This window comes from Campylobacter sp. RM19073 (assembly GCF_024723495.1).
GTDB classification, from domain to species: Bacteria; Campylobacterota; Campylobacteria; order Campylobacterales; family Campylobacteraceae; genus Campylobacter; species Campylobacter porcelli.
This window is the reverse complement of sequence record NZ_JANQCT010000012.1, coordinates 1-24,944: the sequence shown is the minus strand read 5'-3', so window position 1 is coordinate 24,944 and position 24,944 is coordinate 1. Positions and strand designations below refer to the sequence as shown.

The window sequence follows — 24,944 nt, the reverse complement described above, 5'->3', positions numbered from 1 at the left end:
TTAAACGGTTTTTAATTTGATAAATTTCATCTTGGCTAGATATATTTAAATTCTATCTAAAGCAAATTACGCTAAAATCAAGCAATTTATTTTGGAATTTAATATGATACTTTATAATCAAAACTATGAAATGATCGGTATTAGTAGCGAAGGGCTATCTCTTTTTGGCTTTTTAACTCCTGAGGATTTTTTTAGAAGTTGTAATGATGTGAGCGACTATTTTTTAGAAACTAGCCCCCTATATAACACCAAAAAACACTATATAGATCTCATAATATCTGAGTCCCAGTCCAATATCCAAGATATGCAAATCAAGCTTGATAATGGCGATATAATGAGTGCTAAAATTGCCGTTGAAGTGGTAAATTTAAAGGATTTAAATGAGCATTATTATAGCGTCAAGCTACTATTTGATGGCAATAGACTATCATATTTTAGCGACCAAACTAGATGGCTATGGGATATACTATACATTAGTAGATTGGATGCTAATGAGTTTAAAACTAGAGTTTTAGAATTTACTAAAATAGCCAAAGAGAGATATGAAGCCTTATATGAAGCGAAGCTTTTATTGATAGATGCTAGTGATATTATCAAAGAGCTTGCCGCGATGGCTACAAACTTAAAATTAACTGAATTTTGCCAAATTCTAATAAATATCCAATCTACTAATGATGAAAAAATACTCAATGATGAGTTCTACCAATATATGCAATTTATCGAAAATATCGAAAATATAATTAAAAGCGAGATGTGATGAGACTACACTTTGGCCTACTTGGAATTTTACGCTTAATAGCGACAATACCTTTGTGTATTATATTTTTTCTATCTAGCTGGTATTTGGTTAGACAGTATGATATTAATGCTGATTTAAAAGATCTAAAATCCAAATTTATCATCTCACTAGATCTTGTAAATCTCTCTAAAGAGTTGGATAAAGAGATGATTATCAATGATACAACAAGTAAAAATATAAATCGCCAAATCACAGATCACGCAATAGAGCATATCAAATCCCTACACTATAATCAAAAGAGCATAGAGCCGATTTTAAATAAGCTTAATACGCTTTTTCAAATTCGCTATAAATTAGATAATTCAGACTTTAATAAAAGTGAAATTTCAAGCTATTTTAGAGATATTAACCTACTTATCAAAGATGATATTTTAAAGCTTAGAAATTATGATATATCGCATAGAATAAATATATTTATCCTTGCTTTTGCCTCATCATACTCTAACACCATAGCCATAAGCGCTAAAAGAGATCTGGTGGCTAATATTATCAATTATAGATCCCTTAGCGATCAAGAACTTCTTTTATGGCTTGAGCTTATAAGAAATAATAAATTAGATTATAGCCACCTACCATCAAGTCAAGCCAAAAATACTATAGAATCAATACTTACAAGCAATGAGTATAAACAAGCTATTGATAATCTTAGCGCCTTTGCAATTGAGATTATAAAATATGGCTTACCAAGTGGCTACCTAGGACAGAAATATTACGATCTAATCAGCGATGAGCTAAAATTCGCATATCAAATTCAAGAAGCGATAATATCTCAAATCAAATCTGAAATAGATAATTTCTCTACAGAAATTTTATTTGATTCTATCATAGCTTTTGTGGTTTGGCTTATTAGCATTGTGCTGATTTTAACATCATATTACACTAAAAATTATATAAGAGCTAATATCAATAATCTATCAAAAATTATTAAAAAAATAAAATCAGTCTCATCTGCAAATTTATCTGATGGCACCCAAGAAAATTCGCTAGAAAATGGCCATAAAATCATCAATGAGGCCTTAGATAGGATTATCGCACAAAAAGATATAGCCCAAAGCGATAGTAGATCTAAAACCGCCTTTTTAACCAATATATCGCACGAAATCAAAGCTCCGCTAAATGGCATAATGGGCTTTATAGATCTTTTAAAAAGTCGCTCACTAGGCAAGGATGAAAAAGAGCTAATTGATATAATCGAACATAGCAGCCAAACTCTACTAAAAGCTATAAACAATATCATAAATATGGCTAAGATCGAAGCTGGAGAGAGCGAAATTTATGAGAGCGAATTTGTGCTTTATAATCTATTTGATGGGATTATAACCTCATATTTTGATAGGCTTATAGCTAAAAATCTATCCCTTACTTACTACATCGATCCAGAGCTTATGATAACTGCATTTAGCGATGAAGAGAAGATAAGGCAAATAGCTATAAATTTAATTGACAATGCCATCAAATTCACGCCAAATGGTGGCAAAATCAATATATATGCAAAGAAAATTTCATCTACAAATAGCGATATTAGCTTTGATTTTATAGTCAAAGATAATGGAATTGGGATCGCTCAAAATGCTATTAATAAGATATTTGATAGCTTTTATGTAGATGAAAATTTATCAAGAACTTATGGCGGAACTGGTCTTGGCCTAAGTATAATCAACCACTATGCTAAGATGCTAAATAGCAAGATAAATGTCCAAAGTCAGCTAAAAAATGGTAGTGAATTTAGCCTAAACTTAACCCTAAAACTCCACCCACATAATGATAAAAACTACGCTAATATATTTAAAGGCTCAAAAGTATCGATTAATAAAAATGATATTGATGAGGAGAATTTAGAGATTATAAACCTATATTTAAAATACCTTGGCGTAGCAGTTGAGCCAAATGCCACGCCAGTTATTGGCAAATTTAAAGGCGATAAAAATCCAAAAAATATAGAGTATCAAGAGCTTAATCACGGCTTTAGCCCTAGCCTAATCTCTTTGATAAATGCACTATTAAATAGCCTTAAATCCACACAAAAATATAATTTAAAAATTCTAATTGCCACCAATGATACAAGCAAAAAAATTAAAGAGATGTTTGAGGAGATATGTGCTAATGTAGATGTGGTTTATGATGGCAAAAGCTTGTATGAGCTTACTTTGATTAACCACTATGATGCGATTTTTACTGATATTGCCCTAAATAAGCAAAACGCCATAATCGCTACAACAAATATTATCAACACGCAAGATGAAAAGGATATAGAAAGAACACCTATAATAGTGATGCTTTCAAGCCCTAAAGATAAGATAAATAAGACAAATTTGCTATTTGATTACTACTTGCAAAAGCCGTTTTTTAAATCACAAATTATCGAAATTTTATCTAGCATTGATAATAAAGACCCACTAAATGCCCTTGATGATACAAGAGATATATTACTATTAAAAAAGAGTAAAATGGAAAATAGAATTTACCAAGCCGTCCTATCAAAGATCTGCCATAGCATAGATAGCACTGATTCTTTAGATGAGCTTGAAGAGATCATACAAAATAGAGCTTATAAGCTAATTTTAATTGATTATGGAGCAGCTCAATTTGACTTTAAAAGGGTCTTAAATATCCTAAAGACTAGCTATGAATTACATAAATTTATGAGTAAAATGGTGCTATTTATAGAGCCAAATATTAAAATTCCAACACAAATAAAAACGCAATTTGCTAAGATACTAAATACAAATATCAGCAAATCTGAGCTAGAAAATCAGATAAAAGAGCTACTATGATAAAGCTAAATGTCCTTATAATCGATGATGATGAGATTACTCTTAAGCTATTAGATATGATCTTGGCTAATAATCTCTATATAGCAAGCATAACCACAGCCAAAGATGGATTAGAGGCGATGGAGATTTTAGAGCGTAGATTTGATATAAATTTGATACTACTAGATATATATATGCCACGCCTTGATGGGTTTGAGTTTTTAAACAATTTCAAACAACGCAAATATCTCCAAGATATTCCAATAATAGCCATCAGCACAGATATTTCTCAGCGTCAAAAGGCGTTGGAATTTGGGGTATATGACTTTATAGTAAAGCCAATTAGCAAAAAATCATTAAATAAATTTATAAAAAAGATAGCCAACGCTTTAGGCTAAATTTAACTCAATTTTCTTACCAAATCCTAGGCTATTATCTGTAAATTTAAGCCAATTTAGCCTAATTGTGTATAAATTTAGCTTCATAAACCTAGCATAAGCAAACCTCGATATATAGGCACTTTTATGCTCTTTAATATCGCTTTTACTTATCACTCCTTTGGCTTGAAGACCTTGAATTTTCCCTACTATATCTGTTTGTAAGGCAATATTTATAAAAACCCTATTATCACTTTGTATAGCCCTTAGGTGGTAGCTACCACTTCCAAAAGCCACAATAATCAAATTTGGCTCAATAAAAGCATAAAAACAGCTACAAAGATACGCCCCATCTGGCGAATTCACGCCAAGGGTTAATATATGCTCGTCTTTAATAAATTTAACTATCTTCTCATTCATCTTTTTATATTGGCACTATTTTTGCTTGATTTTAGCCAAATTTGGCTTAAAATAAATCGCTTTTAGCCGATTTTGTTATAAATTTTCAAGGAAATCATAATGACAACTAGCAACTACGCAAACGCCTCTTATAATGCGTTTAACTACTCTTTTAAAACCAGCTCAGGCGATACTATCAATCTTTCAATGTATGATAATAAAGAGCTTAACTACTCAAATAAAAACTCTACAAATTCGCAATCACAAACCCTAAGTCTTAAACACTCTTATGGATATAAATTTGAACTAAATAGCGATAATGGCCTAAGCCAGCAAGATAGAGATGAGATAGCAAAGGCTATGGAAGAACTTCGCCCAAAAATAGATGAGTTTATGAAGCAAGTTAAGGAAAATGAGCCATTTAGCGATGAGACAATCGCAAATATCTCAAATTCGCTTAAAAAATATCTACCAGATTTAAGCAGTAATGATGCAAAAATAGAGCTAAAAAAATCGCTTTTAGATATGTTTGATGAGATGCTAAAAGAGAATAAAAGTACAAATAATAAAATAAATAAAACCTTACTAGAACAAACCAATAAGCTATTTGAAAATATGATAAAACCACAAAATAGCCTAAACTACTACGCTTAAGCTTGCTTAAAAGCAAGCTTATTAGCTAAATTTTGCTATCTAAATTTAATCATTAACTAAATTTTTGTATAATCTTTAATTTTAAAAATTTTAAGGTAAAGCTATGATATATAGAAATTTAATAAAAGAGATGTTAAAACTTCAACAAGAACTAAATGATAATACAAATGGCATTGGCTGGGAGAGAGGCACCACTAAAGATGGCAAACTAATTAGCTGGAAGCGTTGTATATATATGGAGTGTGCTGAGCTAATTGATAGCTTTGCTTGGAAACATTGGAAGGAGATAAATGCCCCATTAGATGTCGATAATATCGCTATTGAGATTGTGGATATTTGGCATTTTATTATGAGTTTGGGACTAGAAAATTATAAGATTAACTCCCTTGGAGATATAGAAAATTTAGCTAATGATATAGTAGCAACAAGCGGATTTAATGAATTTTGTAAAGAGCCTTATAATATTAAAAAGTATAGCATTTATGAGATTATCAATGATACTGAGCTTATCATAAATCGTTGTAGTGGGTTTAATATAAATTTCTTTGATCTTTTAAGGGATTATTTTAGAGTTGCGTTAAAATGCGGAGTGAATTTACAAAAATTATTTAATATCTATATAGGCAAAAATGTATTAAACAAATTTCGCCAAGACCACGGCTACAAAGATGGTACATACAAAAAAATTTGGAATGGAGTAGAAGATAATATAGTAATGAGTGAGATATTACAAAGTGGAGTAAGTAGCGTAGATGAAATTTACTCTAAACTTAAAATTAGCTATCAAAATATCCAATGAATAGTGTGATTAAACGCTCATTTGCTGATTTTTTAAGCCTTAGATTTATCCTATTATCCATCTTGCCACTTGCGGTATCTTTGGCTAGTTTAATTGGCTTAGTTGTGCTATTTGGCGATGATATTTTTGCCGCTTTTGCCAAGCCGCAAATCCAAACCTATGCTAGTGGAGATGGATTTATAGCGTGGCTAATATCACTAAGCTTAGTTCAATTCATCATAACCTCATCATTTTATGTAATTAGCATATTCTTAGCCATCATCTTAAGCGTCGCAATCGCTGCTGTAATCACAGGATTTTTAACCCCATATATAGTTAAATTTATAAATCAAAAATATTATAATTACAACACAACCCCAGATCCAAGCAACATTAGAGTATTAAATTTAATCTTTATCACATTTATCAAATTTATACTAATTTTTCTAATTTGTATCCCACTTCTATTTATCCCAGTAATCAATCTTTTTATACTAAATTTGCCATTTTTCTACCTATTTTATCGCCTTATGCTAATTGATGTCGCTAGCAATACCTCTGATAGATTAATCTTTGAAGTTGATTTACAAAAAGGCGGTGGAGTTAAATTTTTTAGCGCTTCAGTGATATTTTACATAATCACCTTAATACCATTTGTTGGATTATTTAGTCAAATATTTTTTGTAATATTTTTAAGCCATTTATTATTGGAGAAAAATTCAAAAGGGTTTTGATGAAAAATATTCTATTTTTTAGCTTTATAGTTTTAATATCTATTTTGATGTATATCAGCCAGAGTTTTTTGACTATTATTTTTGGGGTTTGTATATTTTTGTATGCGATGAGTGTGCTTGAAAAGAGCTTTTCAATGATGGCAAGCTTGGAGACATTTTTAAAAAAAATGACTAAAACAAATTTTCAAAGCTTTATATTTGGCTCTGTTTCTACCACCATAATGCAATCAAGCGGTCTTGTAAGCGTTCTTGCTATATCATTTTTAAGCGCTGGGCTAATCTCTTTAGCTTCAGGCCTTGCTATTATATACGGGATAAATTTAGCCACCATTACCACAGGTTGGTTTTTAGCTGGATTTGGGGTTAAGGTAGATATAGCTGCATACTCAATGCCTCTTATCGTAATTGGTATGCTATGTATGGTTAATAAAACTCAAAAGATAAAAGGCTTTGGGTATTTTTTATTTAGTATTGGGCTTTTATTTTTGGGAATTTCATATATGAAAGGTGGCTTTGACCACATTAAAGATAGCATTGATCTATCACAATTTGCTATGTCTGGCATTGGAGGATTGCTTATATATACGCTTGTAGGGGTTGTAGTTACTGTGCTAATTCAAAGCTCACACGCATCTTTAACCCTAGCAATAGCCGCTCTAAGCGTAGGACAGATAACATATGAAAATGCCGTTGGTATAGCCATCGGCTCAAATGTAGGCTCAACTGTCATGGCTGTAATTGGCTCATTAAATGCAAATATAGAAGGCAAGAAGCTAACAGTAGCTCATGTATTATTTAATGTATCGTGTGCGATAATAAGCATTATTTTAATCACGCCATTTATGTATATCACCGATATTACTAGCGACTATTTTGGTATTGCTAAAGATGATTATACCCTTAGACTTGCTGTATTTTTATCATATTTTAATGCTGTTGGCGTAATCATATTCTACCCATTAATCCCATTTATCGAAAAACTACTAAATAAATTTATGAAAGATAGCAAAAAAAGGAGTAAAATCGATAGCGCTAAGTATCTTGATGAGCACTCATTACAATTCCCAAATAGTGCTTTAGAGGTCTTAAATAAAGAGATGCTACACCTATATTCTAACGCAAACTCAATCATCGCAAAAGCCATTAGCATTAGTAGTAGCGATATACAAAATAGCGATACCCCCGCTAAAGATATAATCGCCCTAAGGCAAACTGCGATTAAAATTGACTATGATGAGCTATATAATAATAGATTTAAAGAGATATATAGTCAGATTATCGACTACGCCATATTAGCTGGAGCTAATGCTAAGCCAGAACAATTGAGTAAATTTATGGATATTAGGCGCTCAGCACTGATTATGGCTGAAACCTTAAAAGATATGAAAAATGCCCAGCCAAATATCTATAAATATATCACAAGCTCTAATCAATATGCTAAAGAGGAGTATGATAAACTAAGAGTTGAAATGCTACAAAGCCTTCGCATAATGTATAAAATCGCAAATATCAAAGACCCAAGTGAGCTAGAAAATCAGATAAAAAATTTGCGTAAAATATATCAAGAGTATGATAGTGAGTTTAACTTTGATGTATTAATCATCAATAAAAAAATCACCAACAAAATGGCAACATCTTTGATGAATGATACGGCGCTAATGAAAAATATCACAAAAGGTATGCTTAAGGTGGTTGAGATGATATTTACTCATCATCATAGCGAAGAAAAATTAGAAGAGATAACGAATGCATAAATATGATAAAGCCACCGCAAAATAAGTATAAAAAAATTAGAAATAACATAGAGCAGCCATTAACGCAAAGCCAAAAAGAGCAATTTACGCTAAAAATATCGCTATATTGTGCGGTGGTGTTAGCGATTTTTGGAATTTCGTATGGGATATACATTGGCTCAAAGGCGATTATTTTTGATGGTTTGGTGGCGTTTTTATCTATTATTTTAATCCTACTTAGCGTAATTACATCAAAATTTATCTATAAAGAAGATGATGATATTTTCCAATATGGATATATGCGATTTGAGCCTATGGTAAATCTATTTAAAAGCTTGATTTTACTAATACTATGCGTGTATGCCATAATCAACGGCATTGAAGGCATTTTAACCGGTGGCTATGAAGTTAAATTTGACCAAGCGATGCTTTACTCATTTTTATCTATGATTTTATCTATTGGAATTTGGCTTTTTACATCATATCAAGCTAAAATCTTACAATCCCCACTAATATCTGTTGATAGCCTAGAGTGGCTTATAGATAGCGTGCTTTATATGGGTGGATTTTTAGCTTTTGGGGCGGTTTGGCTATTTGATAAGGAGAGTCAAACTATATGGGCTAGATATTTAGATCCTACGCTTTTAGTGGTATTGTCTATGATCTTAGCCATAATGCCACTAAAGGTATTTATAAAAAATTTAGCCGATTTAGCCATGGTCGCACCTAAGGATATGGATGATAAGATAGACACTCTACTACAAAATATATCAAAAAAGTATAATTTTAGCGATTATGATACGCATGTAGCAAAGAGTGGGAGATTTTTTATGATTGAGATAAATATCTTAATGGGTGAGTCATTTAAAATTCAAAGCATAGATGAGATGGATCAAATAAGAGATGAGATAGAGCAAGGATTAAATATCCCAAGTTATAAAATTTGGCTTAGCGTTAGCTTTACAAAAAACCCAAAATGGCTTTAATCAAATTTAGCCTTTTTATTCATCATCCACCAAAGTATGGAAAATTGTAGATTTGGTGCCTTTACCTTGCTTTCATCATAGATGAAATTTAATATCTGGTTTTGCTTTATAAATACTAACTCTATTTTCTCATCATCTACCCCACCGCCACTTGAGACCTTCATACTCTCATCAATTTCGCCATAAAATAGAGTTTGAGAGTTTGCTCCAAATCCAAGTGCGGTAAAACTACTAGTAACTCGCTCTATATTACTAAGGCTATATCCAGTCTCTTCTATAATCTCTTCAATCATAGTAGCTTTGGTATCTAGCCCCTTATCCATAATCCCCGCACAAAGCTCATATGTAAGGCCGTTTTTGGTTTGGATTTGATTTTTCTCTTGATAGTACCACACAGATGGGCGAAACTGCCTAACAAACAAAAATGAGTCAAACTCCCTATGATATAGCAGACAACTCACGCTATCGTGTGCCTCAACGCAATCCCAACACTTCTTCTTACCATCTTGAGTATATGAGATACTAAATGGTCTAACAAATTTAGACTCCTTTAATGGTATGATTTTTAAATCACTTATAGTAAAATCCATGTCGCTAGTCCTAAAAATACAAAAAATCCTATAATATCAGTTGCAGTAGTTAAAAACACCGTGCTACCAACAGCCGGGTCAAGTCCTATGCGCTTTAAAGTAAGGGGGATAAATGTGCCTAAAAATGCCGCCATAATGATATTTGCTACCATCGCTACTGCTATTACCACTCCAAGCATTGGCATATCAAACCAAAGTCCTACTAAAACCCCTAAAAAAATCGCAAAAATCAAAGAGTTAAAGACCGCCATTATAATCTCTTTTTTAAGCACCGTCCAAAAATCATCAATCCCAATCTCGCCAAGAGCAAGTCTTCTTACAGTAACGGCTAGCGTTTGATTTCCAGCGTTACCACCCATACTAGCTACTATTGGCATTAAAACTGCTAAGGCGACCAAACTCTCAATAGACTTTTCAAAAAATCCAATAACTATAACCCCTAAAATTGCCGTAATCAAATTCACAAACAACCAAGCAGCCCTAGCTCTACCAGTTTTGACTAGCCCCTCCTCTTCAGCTTCATCATTAACCCCAGCTAGATTGTAAATCTGCTCAGTAGCACTCTCTTTTAAAAAGTCGTGAATATCATCAGTAGTAATCCGCCCAAGCAAAATTCCAGCTCTATTTGTAACCGCAATCGCACTTAAATCATAATCCATAATAATATCAGCCACAACCTTAATATCATCACTATCAATAGCAAAATGCGGTTTAAATCTCTCCTCATCTTCAACTACAATTTGATTTAAATTTAGATTAAAATCATATGTTATAAGATCCTCAAGTGCAATTGTATGCTTTAATACCCCTTCATTATCCACAACAAATAAAGAAAAGACATTTTCAATCTTATTTTCTTGCTTCATTATACGAAACCTAGCTATAGCACTACCTAAGCTCTCATCTAACCTAGCGCTAAATAGTTCTGTTTGCATATACGCACCAGCTTCGTTATATTCATAATTTATAAGCTTACTAATCTCTTTTTGGCTATCTATCTCAAGTGAGCTAAATAGCTCTTTTGCCTTCTCTTCATCTATCTCTTCTATGGTCTGTATAAGATCAGTTGCGTCATCGCTTTCTAGCTCATCTATAGCTTCGGCTATCTTATCATTTGGGATATTTTCGATCACATCACGGAGCATATGCTCTGGCATCTCCATAGCCGCCTCGCCAAGCGTGTGAGCGTCAAGCTTTTCTAGATATTTAGCATACTCATCTTCATCGTGAGTTTTTAATATCTTTAGATGGCTTGCTATATCAGCAGCACTTAGCTCACTCTCATCTATAATATGCTTTTTAAGCTTCTCTTTAGCCTCTTCTAAATTTTTATTTGGCATTGTTATATCTCGGTTATATTTGCTATATCTTCAAGTGGAGCTTTATTAATATGATTTTCAAAACTAGCTTGAATTTGATTATCTAAACTCTCTTTTAGTTTATTAAATTCGATTTTTTGCTCTTTTTTTAGCTCGGATTTAGCTATTCTTACTACAGATTCTGGATTGATGGCGTTGCCATTTTTATATAGACCAAAATGCAAATGCGGACCAGTGCTTAAGCCTGTGCTTCCTACATAAGCAATTAGCTGACCCTTTTTAACTTTTTTGCCCTTTTTAATACCCTTTGCGTAGCCATTTACATGAGCATATAAAGTCATATATCCATTTGAGTGATCTATAGTTACGGTTTTGCCATATCCGCCCTTATTTCCAACAAAGCTTACCACCCCATCTCCAGCAGCATATATTTTTGTTCCTCTTGGCGCAGCATAATCAACACCAAGATGAGCCCTATATCGCTTTAACACTGGATGAAATCTCTTAGGATTAAATCTTGAGCTAATCCTTGCATTTGGCACTGGTCTAGTAAGCAAGAAATTTTCAATCTCCTTGCCATCAACATTATAAAATACATCATTAAATTTATATATATAATTTTGCTTACCCCTTGTCTCCACCATCGCAACCTTAATATTTGGCTCTCCAATATACTTACCCAAACGCTTTTTACGCTCATAGATAATAGCTAGTCTATCGCCTTTTTGCAAGGTTTTAAAATTCACACTTCCATTAAAAGATTTATTAAAAGCATTAGCTAAAATCTCATCATTTGTCGCTTTTTTAATCTCTTTATATGGGGAGTCTTGTATTTGCACATTTAAAATCATCTCTTCAATCTCATATACAATTGGGATAAAATCCAAAGAGTAGTGATTATTTATATCTTTAAAAATATGAATTTGTATCTCATTGCTTATTGGTAATAAAATTTGGCTAATCTCATCATTTATATCTCTTAAAATTTGAAATTTTGTCCCAGCACTAAGCTCACTAGCTAGCTCTTTATCTTCGCCTGAGAGATTATAATATATGGATAATGGGATATTGTGCCTTTCTAAAAAGGTCAAAAATGTATCGCCTTGAGGCCATATCAGCTCTTCAACGCTCACATTTACTGCATTTAAATTCATAAAAGCTAAAATAGATAAGATAAATTTTTTCATCAAAAGTCCTAATAAAAAGATTAATCACACAATTATAACTCAAAATTACTTACACTTTACAAACATTTACCCAAACTAAGTATAATTAGGCAAATTTAAACACACAAGGGGTTATAATTGAAAAAAATCGCACTTTTACTAATTGCCATCTTCACTTTTAGCTTTGGGGCTAAATTTGACTTACAACCAAGCTATAATCTAATCCTAAACACAAATGAAGGCAACGCCACAATAGTTGATAATGATAGTTTTATAGTTGGCTCAAGCGGAGTTGTAACACACAAACTAAAAGATGGTAGCAAGACCATAATAGCCCGTGCTGTAGTAACTCAAAAAAGAGATGGCTATGCGAATTTGAGATTTGAGGTATTTGACCAGCTTAAGCAACCAGCCTTACCTCTGCCTAATATTTTGCCTCAAGCTGGTGATGAAGTGATACTAAATTACATGTATAATAGATCTTTAATCATCACACCAAATAAAGAAATTTACGATCAAGTAACAAAAGCCTTTAACCACATCACATTTATCCATCCAGATATTGTAGCGGCATATCTAAGCTATGAGTATAAGCCAAATCCAAGTAGAGCTGACTTTCGCAAAATGTGTGCTTTGAATGCGGCTGGGCTGATATTTATCGCACTTGATGGGGAGGCTGTCTTTGCTGATTGTGGTAGCTTTGAGATATTACAAAGCTTCAAAACTGGCGAGATAAGCTACTATGAGGTGCCATTTTATACAAGAATAAAGGATATAGATAGTGTATTTTGGAAATTTGATGGGGCGAAAATTAGTAACTATAATAAGTATTACAATAAACTTTTAGATAGATAAAGGAATAAAATGGATACAAAACATATAAAATATTTTGAAAGCTTAATTGGCAAGGATAATGCTAAATTTGATAAGGCTCATCAGATAGCCTACTGCTATGATGCTACCAAAAAACGCTATGAGCCAGATGGGGTTTTATTTCCAAGAGATGAAAATGATGTAAGTGCGATTTTAAAATATTGTAATGAAAATAAAATAATAATTGTCCCAAGGGGGGCTGGAAGTGGATTTACAGGTGGGGCTCTAGCTAGTAGCGGTGGCGTGGTATTAAGCTTTGAAAAGCATATGAATAAAATTTTAGAAATAGATATGCAAAATATGGTAGCCGTAGTCCAACCAGGCGTAATCAATATGGATTTACAAAAAGCCGCACTAGAAGTAGGACTATTCTATCCGCCTGATCCAGCTAGTGAAAACTATAGTAGCATAGGTGGAAATGTAAGCGAAAATGCCGGCGGAATGCGTGCTGCAAAATATGGAATTACCAAAGATTATGTAATGGCTCTAAGAGCTGTATTGCCTAATGGAGAAATTATAAGAGCTGGTAAAAAAACAATCAAAGATGTCGCTGGATACAATATAGCTGGAATTTTAATAGCAAGTGAAGGGAGCTTAGCAGTAATTACAGAGATAACTCTAAAATTAATAGCTAAACCTAAATTCAAAAAAACTGCTATGGGGGTATTTCCTAGTGTAAATTCAGCCATGAATGCTGTGTATAAGACTATGGCAGCTGGTGTTACCCCTGTGGCAATGGAGTTTTTAGACTCATTAAGCATCAAAGCAGTAGAGCAAAAATTTAATAAAGGCTTACCGCTTGATGCTGGAGCGATACTAATTAGCGATGTAGATGGGGCAAATTTAGATGTGATTGATGGGGATTTAGAGATTATTAAAAACTGCTTTATACAAAATGGCGCTATAGATTTTAAAGTAGCAAAAGATGAGCAAGAGAGTACTGATATATGGTTTGCAAGACGCAACTGCTCACAAGCCATAACAACATATGGTAGCTTAAAATTAAATGAAGATATAACAGTTCCACGCTCAAAACTACCTGAACTCTTAGACAAAATAGCTCAAATTTCAGCTAAATATAATGTTACTACCCCGTGCTTTGGCCATACAGGAGATGGAAATGTCCATACAAATGTAATGGTGGATAAATCCGATCCCAAAGCAGTAGAAAGAGGTTATGAGGCTATTACAGAGATTTTTAAAGCTACAGTTGAGCTTGGCGGCACCCTAAGTGGCGAACACGGCATAGGCATATCTAAGGCTCCATTTATGAGCCTAGCATTTAGCGATGGCGAGATGGAGCTATTTAGATCTATCAAAAGAGCATTTGACCCAAATAATATACTAAATCCATTTAAAATGGGACTTTGATGGCTAATATCAAAGATATTGTAAAAATAGTAGCAAAGGAGTTAAGTAATAAAGAGCTATTTCACTTTGCTGCTTCTCTTAGCTTTCATACTCTTTTATCGATAATACCAATAATTTTCGTATCTCTTAGCATATTTACAACCATGCCAAGCTTTAAAGAGTATTATATTAAAATCAAAGATTTTATCTACTCAAATTTACTTCCTAGCCAAAATATAACTCAATATTTAGACCAATTCTTAAATAACTCTAGCTCACTTGGGATTATGGGCGTTGTAGCGATACTTTTTACTAGTTTGCTATTTTTTGCTGAGTATGACTACGCTATATCCACTATTTGTGATACTCAAAAGCGTAAATTTTGGCAAGGACTTAGCAACTACTGGACGCTAATTACTCTTATGCCCCTTGGTCTAGGACTATCATTTTGGCTATCTAACTCTATCCAAACTGCCCTAAAAAGCAGTGAATATACAAGCTGGATAAATTTCCTTGCTATATTTCCATATATCATTATATGGGCGATATTTGCCATCACATATATAATTAGCATTAATAGAAATTTATCTATTAAAAGCATAGCCATAAGCTCATTTATTAGCTCCCTTGCTTGGTCAGTATCTAAATGGCTATTTATAGAGTATTCATTTTATAATAAAACATACGCTAGTATATATGGCTCTTTTTCGATAATTCTATTTTTTATCCTATGGATATATATATCGTGGATAATATTTTTACATGGCATTAAGCTATGCTACGCCATAGAAAATACCAAATTTACAAAAAACCAATAGATTAAAACGGCCATATAGTCTCTAAAACTCTAGTCCCCCACGGCTTATCTGTAGCGCGTTGTAAATCACCTTCAGTGCGATATAGTATCTTAGCATCTGAGATATATTTTGATTCTATCTCATTATTTTGACTAATATCATATGGTCTAATCACACCGCTAATTTGCATTATCTGCTTTTCATTGTTTAATAATATCTCTTTACTACCTTCTATAAAGTAGTTGCCATTAGTCAAAACCTTAATAATTCTAGCTGAAACTGTAGTGGTAAAGGCCTCTACCCTAGTAGCCGTGCCACTTCCAGCATAGCTACCACTACTTCCAGCACTAAAGCCAATCCCAGCAATCTTATTAACATCATTTAGCGGACCTTGTAGTGGCGAACCAGCTGGAGTAGTAAATGTCCCCCCATTTAAAGCCGTAGCACTATTTTTAGAAGTAGAGCGATTAGATTGTGAGCTTTGGTTGGCATTTTCTTCTATGATTACTGTAACAATATCATTTACATTCATCGCTTTTCTATCTGAAAATAGCGGATTATCCCCCTTGCCAAATAGACTACCAGGATTGCCTATTCCACCACCTTGAACGCGACTTGGTAGCTCCTCTACATATGCAGGTGGCGCCATCGATATATGCGGATCAGCCCCAGTAGTACAACCAGTAAAAGCAACTACACAAAATAGTGTAAAAAAAGAACTCTTTTTCATAAATAACTCTCAATTTTATGATACAATATAGCAATAATTGCACAAAATAATACCAAAGATAGGATAAAACAATGCTAAAAGCTATTTATGTATTAAAAAGCGACTATGAAAATAGCGAATTTAAAGCCAAATTAAACGATAAATTACCTGATAGTGTTACATTTTTACCCATTAGTTTAGATAATCAAGATAATCTTAGAGTTTTTAACCCAGATGAGGCCATAAGCCTTTTAGAAAACGCCAAAGAGAATGAGCTTATAAAAGCTATAATGGCTAAATTTGATAGCATAAAAGATAAATTTATAGTAGTTGTAGGCTGCGATAACGAACTTCTTGATCTCTTAATAGTCAAAAATTTAAATGCTCCATTTTTGCTTAGTAAAAAATCTCTTTATAAAGCAAAGCTTTTGGGATTTACTTGCCTTAGCGATATTGATGAAATTCGCACAATCCAAAGCAACTACATAACTCCATTAAAATTTGAAACTCTCCTATACCAAAAAGCCGCCCAAAAGCAAAAAATAGTAGTCTTACCAGAAAGCGATGATAATAGAGTGCTTAAAGCGTGTGATGCCTTGCTAAGCAGCAACGCAGTGGCTATAATCTTGCTTGGAGATAAAGATAAAATAGATAAAAGGGCTAAAGATTTGGGGTTAAACTTAACCAAAGCAAACATTATAAACCCAGCCACAAGCGAATTTGTAGATGAATTTGCCACTACCCTTTATGAACTTCGCAAAAATAAGGGCTTAAGCTTAGATAGCGCTAAGGAGCTAATCAAAGATAGAACATACTTTGGCACAATGCTAGTTTATAAAGGATTAGCTAATGCGATGGTAAGCGGAGCAAGCACAACCACAGCCCAAACTATCCGCCCAGCCTTGCAATTTATCAAAACAAAGCCAGGAGTTTCTAGCGTAAGCGGTAGCTTTATAATGTGCGTAAATGGTCAAATTCACTTCTACGCTGATTGTGCCATAATCCCAAATCCAACCCCAAAAGACCTAGCCACAACAGCCATATCCACAGCCTTACTAGCTCGTGAGTTTGGCTTTAACCCAAAAATAGCAATGCTAAGCTACTCTACAGGTGATAGCGGAAGCGGGGTTAGCGTTGATGCTATTATAGAGGCTACAAAAATTTTAAAAGAGCTAGACCCAGGCCTTGATGTAGAAGGCCCAATCCAGTTTGATGCAGCCATAGACAAAGAAGTAGCGGCTAAAAAATTGCCAAATTCAAAGGTAGCTGGCAGTGCAAATGTATTTATCTTCCCAGATTTAAACTCAGGAAATATATGTTATAAAGCAGTCCAAAGAACTTCTAACGCACTAGCGGTGGGTCCAATTTTACAAGGATTAAATAAGCCAATTAACGATTTAAGTCGTGGCTGCTTAGTAGATGATATAATAAATACGGTATTAATTAGCGCAATTCAAGGAGATTAAGTGAAGATTTTAGTTATAAACTCTGGTAGTAGCTCTATTAAATTTAAACTATATGATATGGATAATGAAAGCGTAATGTGTAAAGGATTAATAGAGCAAATCGGCTCTGAAAATTCATATGCCAAGATAGTAACAGCTTGCGGAAAGAGCAAAGATAGCTCAAATCCCATATCAGACCACGCTCAAGGTATCGATATAATGAATGAGCTTTTATTTAATTCAGGAGTGGTTCAAAGCCTAGATGATATAGATGGCGTAGGGCATAGAGTAGTTCAAGGTGCTGATATATTCACAGATGCGGTATTAATCGATGAAAGCGTAATGCAAAAGATCAAAGAGTTAATCCCGCTTGCTCCGCTACATAATCCAGCTCACCTAGCTGGAATGAAAGAGACCTTAAAGCTAAGGCCTGATATTCCAAATGTAGCTGTATTTGACACGGTATTTCATCAAACAATGCCAAAAAGCTCATATATGTATGCCTTGCCACTTGAATTTTATGAAAAATATAAGATACGAAAATATGGATTTCACGGCACTTCTCACCACTTTGTCTCAAAGGCTGGAGCTAAAATTTTGGGGGTTGATTATGATAAATTTAGCTGTATCTCAATGCACCTTGGCAACGGAGCTAGTATAGCAGCTATAAAAAATGGCAAATGTATAGATACCACAATGGGGCTTACTCCACTTGAAGGGCTGATGATGGGAACTCGCTGCGGTAGCATAGATCCAGCTATTATGCCATTTTTGATGAAAAATGCAAATTTGAGTGGCGAAGAAGTTGATAATATAATGAATAAAAAATCTGGCCTTTTAGCAATTGGTGGCACAAACGATATGCGTGAAATCGAAAAGCGAATGGACGCAGGAGATGAGAATGCCAAACTCGCTTTTGATATGTTTATCTTAAGAGTGAAAAAATATATTGGATCATATATTGCGATTTTAGGCAATGTTGATGCTATTATATTTACTGCTGGAATTGGCGAAAATGACGCTAGGGTAAGAGAGACTATATGTAATGGACTAGATGTATTTGGTATCAAAATTGATAAAGATAAAAATATAGAACCAAAAGATGAACCGCGAAGAATAGGAGCTACAGATACAAAAATCAAAATCATCATTGTGCCTACAGATGAAGAGCTCGCAATAGCTCAAGATACAATGAGAATTATAAATAATTTAAAGTATAAAAAGGCAATAGATGATACAGACTAAAACTTATAAAATTGATGGCGTAAATGATGCTGAGCTAGGCATAAAGCGTAAATCAAAGCTTGAGTTTAAACTCACATATGATAACAAAAAGGAGATTAGAGCCTTAATAGCTATTATACCAGGACTTGGCGAAGATGGCGATTCATACTATAGACAAAAATTAGCTCAAAGTATCGCTAGGGATCTAGACGCAGCGGTTGTAACAACAAACTATTTTGCCGTAAGAAGCAATCCCCCAGCGGCTAAATTTAGCATTGATGAGATAGATGAATTAATATTAAGAACCGTAGCCCAAAGCATTAACCGCCCTATCCCTGATGATGTAGAACTAACCAAGATGGGCTCAGATGAAATTTGGGAATATCTAAATAGCTATCTATATAATTTCATCGGTATGCAAAAGGTAACTGGCAAATTAAAGCTAAATTTTAAACTTCCGTTTCATTTAACACTAGCTCCACCAAATGATGAGTATCAAAATTTTGGTTTAATGGCTTCACTTGATGTGGTAAATGCCACCTTATACGCTCAAAGCAATCCGCCATTTAAGGTAGCAAATTTAAATGGGGGGGGGCTTGCCAAAATTTATGTAGGCTCTAGCCATGGTGGCTATATAGCTAACCTATGTGCTAAATACGCTCCATGGGCAGTAGATGCTATCCTTGATAATTGCGGTTGGAATTTAAGCACAGATATATTTGATAAAGAGAATTTTCAGCCAGGGACATTTCGCACTATTGGCTTTGGTAAAGAGATTGACTTTATGCATTATAGACGAGATAGCAGAGATAATGAAAACTTCCACCTATGCGTCTCAGATAAGACTAAATGGACCTCAAATTCGCAAAGCCCAAACTACTTTAGTCGCTCAAGATATGAGATTAGAGATCTAAATGAGCCAAGCCATCTTATAACACAAGCTAAATATCCAAAACCAATTTTTAAATGCTACCATGTAAAAGATGACGCCGTAGCTCCAGTTGGTGAAAAGATCAAATTTTATGAACAGCTTAAAAATCTTGGATTTGATGTTACGCTTGATATTATCAGTGATAAATCCAGAGTTGATGGCAAATTTATCAAAAATATAGAGCATGGTATGGGTATGAGTATGAAGCTGCTTGTAGCAAATAATTATGAGTGGATAATGGATAAAATCGCTAAAAATAAAAAGCCACCATATGAGCCAAATATCGAGTTTAAAACCAGCCAATACCTATATAAATTTAGCCAAAAAGATAATCAAGTAAGCCTAAAATGCACTAAAATCACAGATTAAATTTATAGCGACTTTATAATATCAAGGTCGCCGCTAAATTTTAAGCTAAATTTGCCTTAATTTAGCAATCTCATCACGCAAAGCGGCTGCTTTTTCAAATTCCAAATTCTTAGCCGCTTCCATCATCATAGCTCTTAGCTCTTTTACCATTTTAGCACGCTCGTTTGCTGGCATTTTTTCTAATTTTTTAGCCTTGGTATAAAGCGTTTGAGTATCATCTTCTTTTAAGCTATCTTCGATATTTCTACTAGTGCTTTTTGGGGTGATATTATTTGCTTTATTATACTCATCTTGATATTTGCGGCGAGCGGTTGTAATATCGATAGCTTCACGCATTGAGCCTGTTATTTTATTAGCAAATAGTATCACTTCTCCATTTACATTTCTAGCAGCCCTACCCATTGTTTGAATAAGGCTAGTCTTTGAGCGTAAAAACCCCTCTTTATCAGCGTCCATCACAGCTACTAAGCTAACTTCAGGTAGATCAAGCCCCTCACGAAGTAAATTTATCCCAACCAAAATATCATAATCCCCACGCCTAAGCCCCCTTATAAGCTCATTTCTCTCAACAGCGTCAATATCAGAGTGCATATACTTAATCTTTAATCCAAGCTCTAAATAGTATCTTGTTAGCTCCTCAGCCATCTTTTTAGTTAGAGTTGTAACTAGCACTCGCTCTCCACGCTCTATTACAGCCCTAGCTCTATCGTATAAAATTTCCACTTGATTATCACTACTTATTACCTCTATTTTAGGATCCAGCAGCCCTGTTGGTCTTAAAATTTGCTCATAAATATGCCCCTTAGATAGCTCTAGCTCATACTCATTTGGCGTAGCAGAGACAAAGAGAAATTTCCCCTTCTTAGCGATAAACTCATCAAATTTAAGCGGTCTATTATCCAAAGCACTAGGCAGTCTAAATCCATACTCTACTAATATCTCCTTTCTACTTCTATCCCCAGCATACATTCCACGAAATTGCGGCAGACTAACATGGCTCTCATCTACTATAACCAAATAATCCTTCCCCTTAATCTCAAAATAATCAAACATAGAATATGGCGTCTCTCCTGGTTTTTGCCCTGTTAAATATCTAGCGTAATTCTCTACACCTTTTGTGCTACCAGTGGTTGAGAGCATCTCTAGGTCAAACTCCACCCTTTGCTTTAGCCTTTGATACTCCACTACCCTACCTTGACTTTCATAAAATTTTAATCTCTCATCTAGTTCAGCTTCAATGCCCTTAATAGCTGATTTTAGCCTATTTTCCCCTACTACAAACTGACTTGTAGCATATAATATAAAGCGATTTAAATTCTTAGTTTTTTTATTATCCAAAGCGTTAAAATGGTAAATTTCCTCTATCTCATCACCAAAAAACTCAAGCCTAATCGCCTCATCGTTAAAATACGCCGGATATATATCTACCACATCGCCATTTACACGAAAATTTCCACGCTCAAAAAAGCTATCATCTCTTTTATACCCCATATCAACAAGCTTTAAAAGTAGCTCTTTTTGACCTATTTGCATACCTTGCTCTAGCGTTATTACCATACCTTTATACTCTGCTGGATTACCTAAGCCATAATTTGCCGATACACTAGCAATAACTATAGTATCATCATACTCAAGCAAATTTGCCGTAGCTGATAGCCTTAGGCGTTCTAATTCATCATTGATTGAGCTATCTTTTTCTATAAATAGATCTTGCCTTGGTATATAAGCTTCAGGCTGATAATAATCATAATAGCTAATGAAATACTCCACATGATTATGCGGGAAAAAGCCCTTAAATTCGCTATATAGCTGAGCGGCTAGAGATTTATTGTGTGTCATAATTAGCGTAGGTATATTTAGCTTTTTTATAATATTTGCCATAGTAAAGGTCTTGCCGCTACCAGTAACACCAAGAAGCGTGCTATACTTTGCTCCGCTTTTAAAAGCCTTAGTAATGCTATCAATGGCGTTTTGCTGATCTTTACTGGGTGAAAATTTACTATTTAACTCAAATTTATCCATATTATTACCTTATTTTTTCTTGATTTTACCATCTTTTTTTAAAAATTCAACCTAGCAATTAGAGACAAAATAGCCCAAATTTAGACCATATTTATAATAAATATGATAAAATTACGCAAATTTATCACTATAAAATAAGGATTTCGTAATGTTTGAGAATGAAAAGGTATTAAACACTCTAGCTTCAAAAGTTACCGAGTTAATGCTAAAATATGAAGAGGTATGCGAAGCAAATGAAAATTTAAGAAATGAATTAATAAGCGTAAAAGCACAAAATGAAGCTAAAACAAATCAAATAATGAGACTAGAAGAGGAGCTTAAAAATCAAGATTTAGCAAGCGATGATCTGCTAAAGCAAGTTGAGGCTGTGCTTGGTCGATGAGACAAATCACACTAACTGTAGCATCTAAAGATTATAATATAACCCTTGATGATGAGTTTGCTGATTATTTCGAAGCTGATATAAAGCAGCTTTTAGATGATAAACATCAGCTTGCTATCAAGGATCTACTAACTGCCTTTGTGAAAAAATGCCATGAAAATTATGAGCAAAAGAGCGAATTAAGCTCAATTCTTGGTAATATAAACAAAGCCCTTACTAATGATAAAAGCATTTAGCCTAATTGAGCTAACATTTGTAATTATTATTCTTGGCGTTTTATTAGCCATAGCGACGCCAAGACTTTCTTTTAATAAAAATGACGCAAATTTACTTAAAATCAAATCTGATTTAGCCACAATCCAAGCTAACATTCTCCACCAAAAAACCGCCTCATTACTCACTGCTAAAGTCCAAGAACCAGTGCTAAATTCAGATATTTTACTCTCTATTAATCTAGCTAAATGGAAAGTAGAAGATAAAAAACTAATATTTAATGAAGAGGTGGAATTTAGCTACGATAGTAACGCAAGCATCAAGTGTCTATCACCACAAGAGATATGCAAAAAGCTTGAGCTATGAACTACTATAAAATTGCTATAATAGGCGTAAATTTACAGCCTTTAACATATGAAAGCGAATTTGAATTAGGCGAATTTGAGATAGTAAGCGTTATATTAAGAGGCAAAAAACAGAGCGGTTGCGTTATAAACCGCACTTCTAAGCCAAATTTTAAAACTGCTAAAATAGTAGAAAGACTAGGTAGTTTTACCAACTATCAAATCACTTTAGCTAAATTTATTAGCCACTACTACACTTGCGAAATAGGCGTGGCATTTGGGTTATTTGAGCCTTTTAGCGGCTGCCAAATGGCAAAATGTAGCTTTATAAAATCACCAAATTTAAGCCCACTCCAGCAACAAGCCGCACAATTTGCTAAACAAAATCAAATTTGCCTACTCTTTGGGGATACTGGAAGCGGAAAGAGTGAAATATACATAAGCCTTATAAAAGAGTGTTTAAATAGCGGTAAGCAAGCTCTATTTTTAATGCCAGAAATCTCACTAACTCCACAAATGCAAGAGCGACTTAAGGCTTATTTTGGCAAAAGTGTAGGCATATGGCACTCCAAAATTTCTGCTAAAAACAAAAAAACTTTGCTAACTAATTTTAGTTTAGGCGATGTAAAATTAATCGCTGGAGCAAGGTCAGCACTATTTTTGCCTTTTAGCGATTTAGGCTTAATCGTAGTCGATGAAGAGCACGATGATAGCTATAAAAGTAGTGGCGACCCATACTATAACGCCAAAGATTTAGCCGTATATATCGCTAATAAAATGGGGATAAAATGCCTTTTAGGTAGTGCTACACCAAGCCTAAATAGCTATGCTAAATTCCCGCATTTTCGCCTAAAGGGGCGATTTTATAACTCGCAAAAAGAGTATATATATGACCATAGCCCAACTGGATTAAATGAGCTATTATTAAGCCATATCGCTGATACTATAAATAGAAAAAAACAAGCGATAATATTCTTGCCTACAAGGGCAAATTTCAAATTTCTAACTTGTAAAAACTGCGCTCAAAGTATCCAGTGTCCATACTGCTCAATCTCTTTAAGTCTACATAAAAAAGATAAAGCCCTAAAGTGCCATTACTGCGGATTTGTCTGTGCGATACCAAGTATATGTCCATCTTGTAATAATCAAATGCTAGAATCTCGTAAAATCGGCACTAGTGAGCTTGTCTTACAGCTTAAAAGCCACTTCCCATCTGCGAATATAGCCAAATTTGATAAAGATGAGATCACCACGCAAAAAAAGCTCACAACCTTGCTAAAAAATTTTAATGAAAATAAGATTGATATAGTTGTAGGCACTCAAATGCTAAGCAAAGGCCACGACTACCACAATGTAACTCTAGCTATAATTATGGGGCTAGATGAGCATTTGGATTATAGCGATTATCAAGCAAGAAGCAAAAGCCTAGCACTAGCAATGCAAGTAGCTGGTAGGGCTGGTAGGGCTGATTATGGCAAGGTGATAATACAAGGGCTAAAGTGCGAGTTTTTCGCTGAGTATATGGATAAATTTGATAAATTTATAGATGATGAAATGGCTATTAGAGATGGATTGTATCCGCCATTTACGCGACTTTTGCGTATAAAAATAGAAGAAAAAGATGAAAATAAAGCCATAATCAAAATGGAAAAAATCCTAAAAGAGTTAAAAGAGATAAGAAATTTAGAGATAATAGGTAGTGGAAAGTGTATAATCGAGATGATAGCCTCCAAGCACAGATACCAAATACTACTTCGCTCAATCTCTCACACTCCGCTACTACAAGCTAGTCAAATAGCTAGAGTTTATGGTGCTTTGCCAGATATAGATCCGGTGAATTTTAGCTAAATTTATCTTAATCAAATTTAGCTAAAATTTTATAGATACTTGCTAATTTCATACTATGCTTTATATTAAATTCTATATTTGGCTAATTTTGCCATTTATGCTCGTTTTTTATCTTTATAGCTTCAAATATGAATTTAATATACCCACCT

At 34.0% G+C, this 24,944-nt stretch carries 24 protein-coding genes; 18 read left to right on the top strand and 6 right to left on the bottom strand.

All coding sequences use genetic code 11. From position 1 onward, the window contains the following. Positions 1-103 precede the first annotated feature (103 nt). The 3 genes from CSUIS19073_RS05600 to CSUIS19073_RS05590 are packed head-to-tail and all read left to right on the top strand — an operon-like array spanning position 104 to position 3,950. A complete protein-coding gene (locus CSUIS19073_RS05600) occupies positions 104-757 on the top strand; it encodes a hypothetical protein (RefSeq protein WP_086237622.1) in 654 nt (217 codons plus the stop codon). Then, positions 757-3,573: a hybrid sensor histidine kinase/response regulator gene (locus tag CSUIS19073_RS05595; protein WP_086237621.1), complete on the top strand. Its 2,817-nt coding sequence runs from the start codon at positions 757-759 to the stop codon at positions 3,571-3,573. Before CSUIS19073_RS05600 ends, CSUIS19073_RS05595 begins: the two co-directional genes overlap by 1 nt. Continuing rightward, the gene (locus CSUIS19073_RS05590; protein WP_086237620.1) at positions 3,570-3,950 is read left to right on the top strand and encodes a response regulator; all 381 of its coding nucleotides are present in this window, start codon (positions 3,570-3,572) and stop codon (positions 3,948-3,950) included. Before CSUIS19073_RS05595 ends, CSUIS19073_RS05590 begins: the two co-directional genes overlap by 4 nt. Here CSUIS19073_RS05590 and CSUIS19073_RS05585 read toward each other — a convergent pair. Continuing rightward, positions 3,942-4,349, bottom strand: coding sequence for a hypothetical protein (locus CSUIS19073_RS05585; protein ID WP_086237619.1), 408 nt, complete (start codon positions 4,347-4,349; stop codon positions 3,942-3,944). The genes CSUIS19073_RS05590 and CSUIS19073_RS05585 overlap by 9 nt on opposite strands. A gap of 99 nt (positions 4,350-4,448) precedes the next feature. On the opposite strand from CSUIS19073_RS05585, the gene CSUIS19073_RS05580 reads away from it, so the two are divergent. The 5 genes from CSUIS19073_RS05580 (at position 4,449) to CSUIS19073_RS05560 (ending at position 9,213) form a co-directional block, all read left to right on the top strand. Continuing rightward, positions 4,449-4,982, top strand: coding sequence for an ATP/GTP-binding protein (locus CSUIS19073_RS05580; protein ID WP_086237618.1), 534 nt, complete (start codon positions 4,449-4,451; stop codon positions 4,980-4,982). 103 nt (positions 4,983-5,085) lie between these two features. Further along, entirely contained in the window at positions 5,086-5,781 is a 696-nt protein-coding gene (gene dut, locus CSUIS19073_RS05575; RefSeq protein ID WP_086237617.1) for a dUTPase, read from the top strand. Further along, complete coding sequence (locus CSUIS19073_RS05570; RefSeq protein ID WP_086237616.1) at positions 5,778-6,494, top strand: EI24 domain-containing protein; 717 nt, start codon at positions 5,778-5,780, stop codon at positions 6,492-6,494. Before dut ends, CSUIS19073_RS05570 begins: the two co-directional genes overlap by 4 nt. Beyond that, the gene (locus CSUIS19073_RS05565; protein ID WP_086237615.1) at positions 6,494-8,248 is read left to right on the top strand and encodes a Na/Pi cotransporter family protein; all 1,755 of its coding nucleotides are present in this window, start codon (positions 6,494-6,496) and stop codon (positions 8,246-8,248) included. The genes CSUIS19073_RS05570 and CSUIS19073_RS05565 overlap by 1 nt, the downstream gene beginning before the upstream one ends. 2 nt (positions 8,249-8,250) lie before the next feature. Next, the gene (locus CSUIS19073_RS05560) at positions 8,251-9,213 is read left to right on the top strand and encodes a cation diffusion facilitator family transporter (RefSeq protein WP_086237614.1); all 963 of its coding nucleotides are present in this window, start codon (positions 8,251-8,253) and stop codon (positions 9,211-9,213) included. Here CSUIS19073_RS05560 and CSUIS19073_RS05555 read toward each other — a convergent pair. The 3 genes from CSUIS19073_RS05555 to CSUIS19073_RS05545 are packed head-to-tail and all read right to left on the bottom strand — an operon-like array spanning position 9,210 to position 12,309. After that, entirely contained in the window at positions 9,210-9,803 is a 594-nt protein-coding gene (locus tag CSUIS19073_RS05555) for an NUDIX hydrolase (protein WP_086237613.1), read from the bottom strand. The two genes, CSUIS19073_RS05560 and CSUIS19073_RS05555, sit on opposite strands and share 4 nt — an antisense overlap. Further along, positions 9,788-11,143, bottom strand: a complete 1,356-nt coding sequence (gene mgtE, locus CSUIS19073_RS05550) for a magnesium transporter (RefSeq protein WP_086237612.1) — start codon at positions 11,141-11,143, stop codon at positions 9,788-9,790. The genes CSUIS19073_RS05555 and mgtE overlap by 16 nt, the downstream gene beginning before the upstream one ends. 2 nt (positions 11,144-11,145) lie before the next feature. After that, the gene (locus CSUIS19073_RS05545) at positions 11,146-12,309 is read right to left on the bottom strand and encodes a peptidoglycan DD-metalloendopeptidase family protein (protein ID WP_236845300.1); all 1,164 of its coding nucleotides are present in this window, start codon (positions 12,307-12,309) and stop codon (positions 11,146-11,148) included. Positions 12,310-12,426: 117 nt separating this feature from the next. On the opposite strand from CSUIS19073_RS05545, the gene CSUIS19073_RS05540 reads away from it, so the two are divergent. From CSUIS19073_RS05540 to CSUIS19073_RS05530, 3 genes are read left to right on the top strand one after another with little or no spacing between them, the layout of a single operon-like run. Continuing rightward, positions 12,427-13,143 (top strand): plasminogen-binding N-terminal domain-containing protein, encoded by a 717-nt coding sequence (locus CSUIS19073_RS05540; protein WP_086237610.1) that lies wholly within the window; start codon positions 12,427-12,429, stop codon positions 13,141-13,143. Between the two features lie 9 nt (positions 13,144-13,152). Continuing rightward, positions 13,153-14,532, top strand: a complete 1,380-nt coding sequence (locus tag CSUIS19073_RS05535) for an FAD-linked oxidase C-terminal domain-containing protein (RefSeq protein WP_086237609.1) — start codon at positions 13,153-13,155, stop codon at positions 14,530-14,532. Continuing rightward, positions 14,532-15,329 (top strand): YihY family inner membrane protein, encoded by a 798-nt coding sequence (locus CSUIS19073_RS05530; protein ID WP_086237608.1) that lies wholly within the window; start codon positions 14,532-14,534, stop codon positions 15,327-15,329. Before CSUIS19073_RS05535 ends, CSUIS19073_RS05530 begins: the two co-directional genes overlap by 1 nt. A gap of 1 nt (position 15,330) precedes the next feature. On the opposite strand, the gene flgH is transcribed toward CSUIS19073_RS05530, so the two are convergent. Continuing rightward, positions 15,331-16,038, bottom strand: coding sequence for a flagellar basal body L-ring protein FlgH (flgH, locus tag CSUIS19073_RS05525; protein ID WP_086237607.1), 708 nt, complete (start codon positions 16,036-16,038; stop codon positions 15,331-15,333). A 71-nt stretch (positions 16,039-16,109) separates the two neighbouring features. Between flgH and pta the strand changes: the two genes are divergently transcribed. From pta to CSUIS19073_RS05510, 3 genes are read left to right on the top strand one after another with little or no spacing between them, the layout of a single operon-like run. Continuing rightward, the gene (pta, locus tag CSUIS19073_RS05520) at positions 16,110-17,483 is read left to right on the top strand and encodes a phosphate acetyltransferase (RefSeq protein ID WP_086242522.1); all 1,374 of its coding nucleotides are present in this window, start codon (positions 16,110-16,112) and stop codon (positions 17,481-17,483) included. Next, positions 17,484-18,707: an acetate kinase gene (locus CSUIS19073_RS05515; RefSeq protein ID WP_086242521.1), complete on the top strand. Its 1,224-nt coding sequence runs from the start codon at positions 17,484-17,486 to the stop codon at positions 18,705-18,707. It abuts the gene before it with no gap. Next, a complete protein-coding gene (locus CSUIS19073_RS05510; RefSeq protein ID WP_086237604.1) occupies positions 18,694-19,986 on the top strand; it encodes a DUF2920 family protein in 1,293 nt (430 codons plus the stop codon). The genes CSUIS19073_RS05515 and CSUIS19073_RS05510 overlap by 14 nt, the downstream gene beginning before the upstream one ends. A gap of 45 nt (positions 19,987-20,031) precedes the next feature. Here the strand turns inward: CSUIS19073_RS05510 and uvrB are convergent, their stop codons facing one another. After that, on the bottom strand, positions 20,032-22,008 hold the full coding sequence (gene uvrB / locus CSUIS19073_RS05505; protein WP_086237603.1) for an excinuclease ABC subunit UvrB: 1,977 nt from the start codon (positions 22,006-22,008) through the stop codon (positions 20,032-20,034). Positions 22,009-22,156: 148 nt separating this feature from the next. On the opposite strand from uvrB, the gene CSUIS19073_RS05500 reads away from it, so the two are divergent. From CSUIS19073_RS05500 to CSUIS19073_RS05485, 4 genes are read left to right on the top strand one after another with little or no spacing between them, the layout of a single operon-like run. After that, complete coding sequence (locus CSUIS19073_RS05500) at positions 22,157-22,390, top strand: hypothetical protein (protein WP_086237602.1); 234 nt, start codon at positions 22,157-22,159, stop codon at positions 22,388-22,390. Beyond that, positions 22,387-22,626, top strand: coding sequence for a hypothetical protein (locus CSUIS19073_RS05495; protein WP_086237601.1), 240 nt, complete (start codon positions 22,387-22,389; stop codon positions 22,624-22,626). Before CSUIS19073_RS05500 ends, CSUIS19073_RS05495 begins: the two co-directional genes overlap by 4 nt. Beyond that, complete coding sequence (locus tag CSUIS19073_RS05490) at positions 22,610-22,969, top strand: type II secretion system protein (protein ID WP_086237600.1); 360 nt, start codon at positions 22,610-22,612, stop codon at positions 22,967-22,969. The genes CSUIS19073_RS05495 and CSUIS19073_RS05490 overlap by 17 nt, the downstream gene beginning before the upstream one ends. Further along, positions 22,966-24,795 (top strand): primosomal protein N', encoded by a 1,830-nt coding sequence (locus CSUIS19073_RS05485; RefSeq protein WP_086242520.1) that lies wholly within the window; start codon positions 22,966-22,968, stop codon positions 24,793-24,795. Before CSUIS19073_RS05490 ends, CSUIS19073_RS05485 begins: the two co-directional genes overlap by 4 nt. The last annotated feature ends 149 nt before the right edge of the window (positions 24,796-24,944 follow it).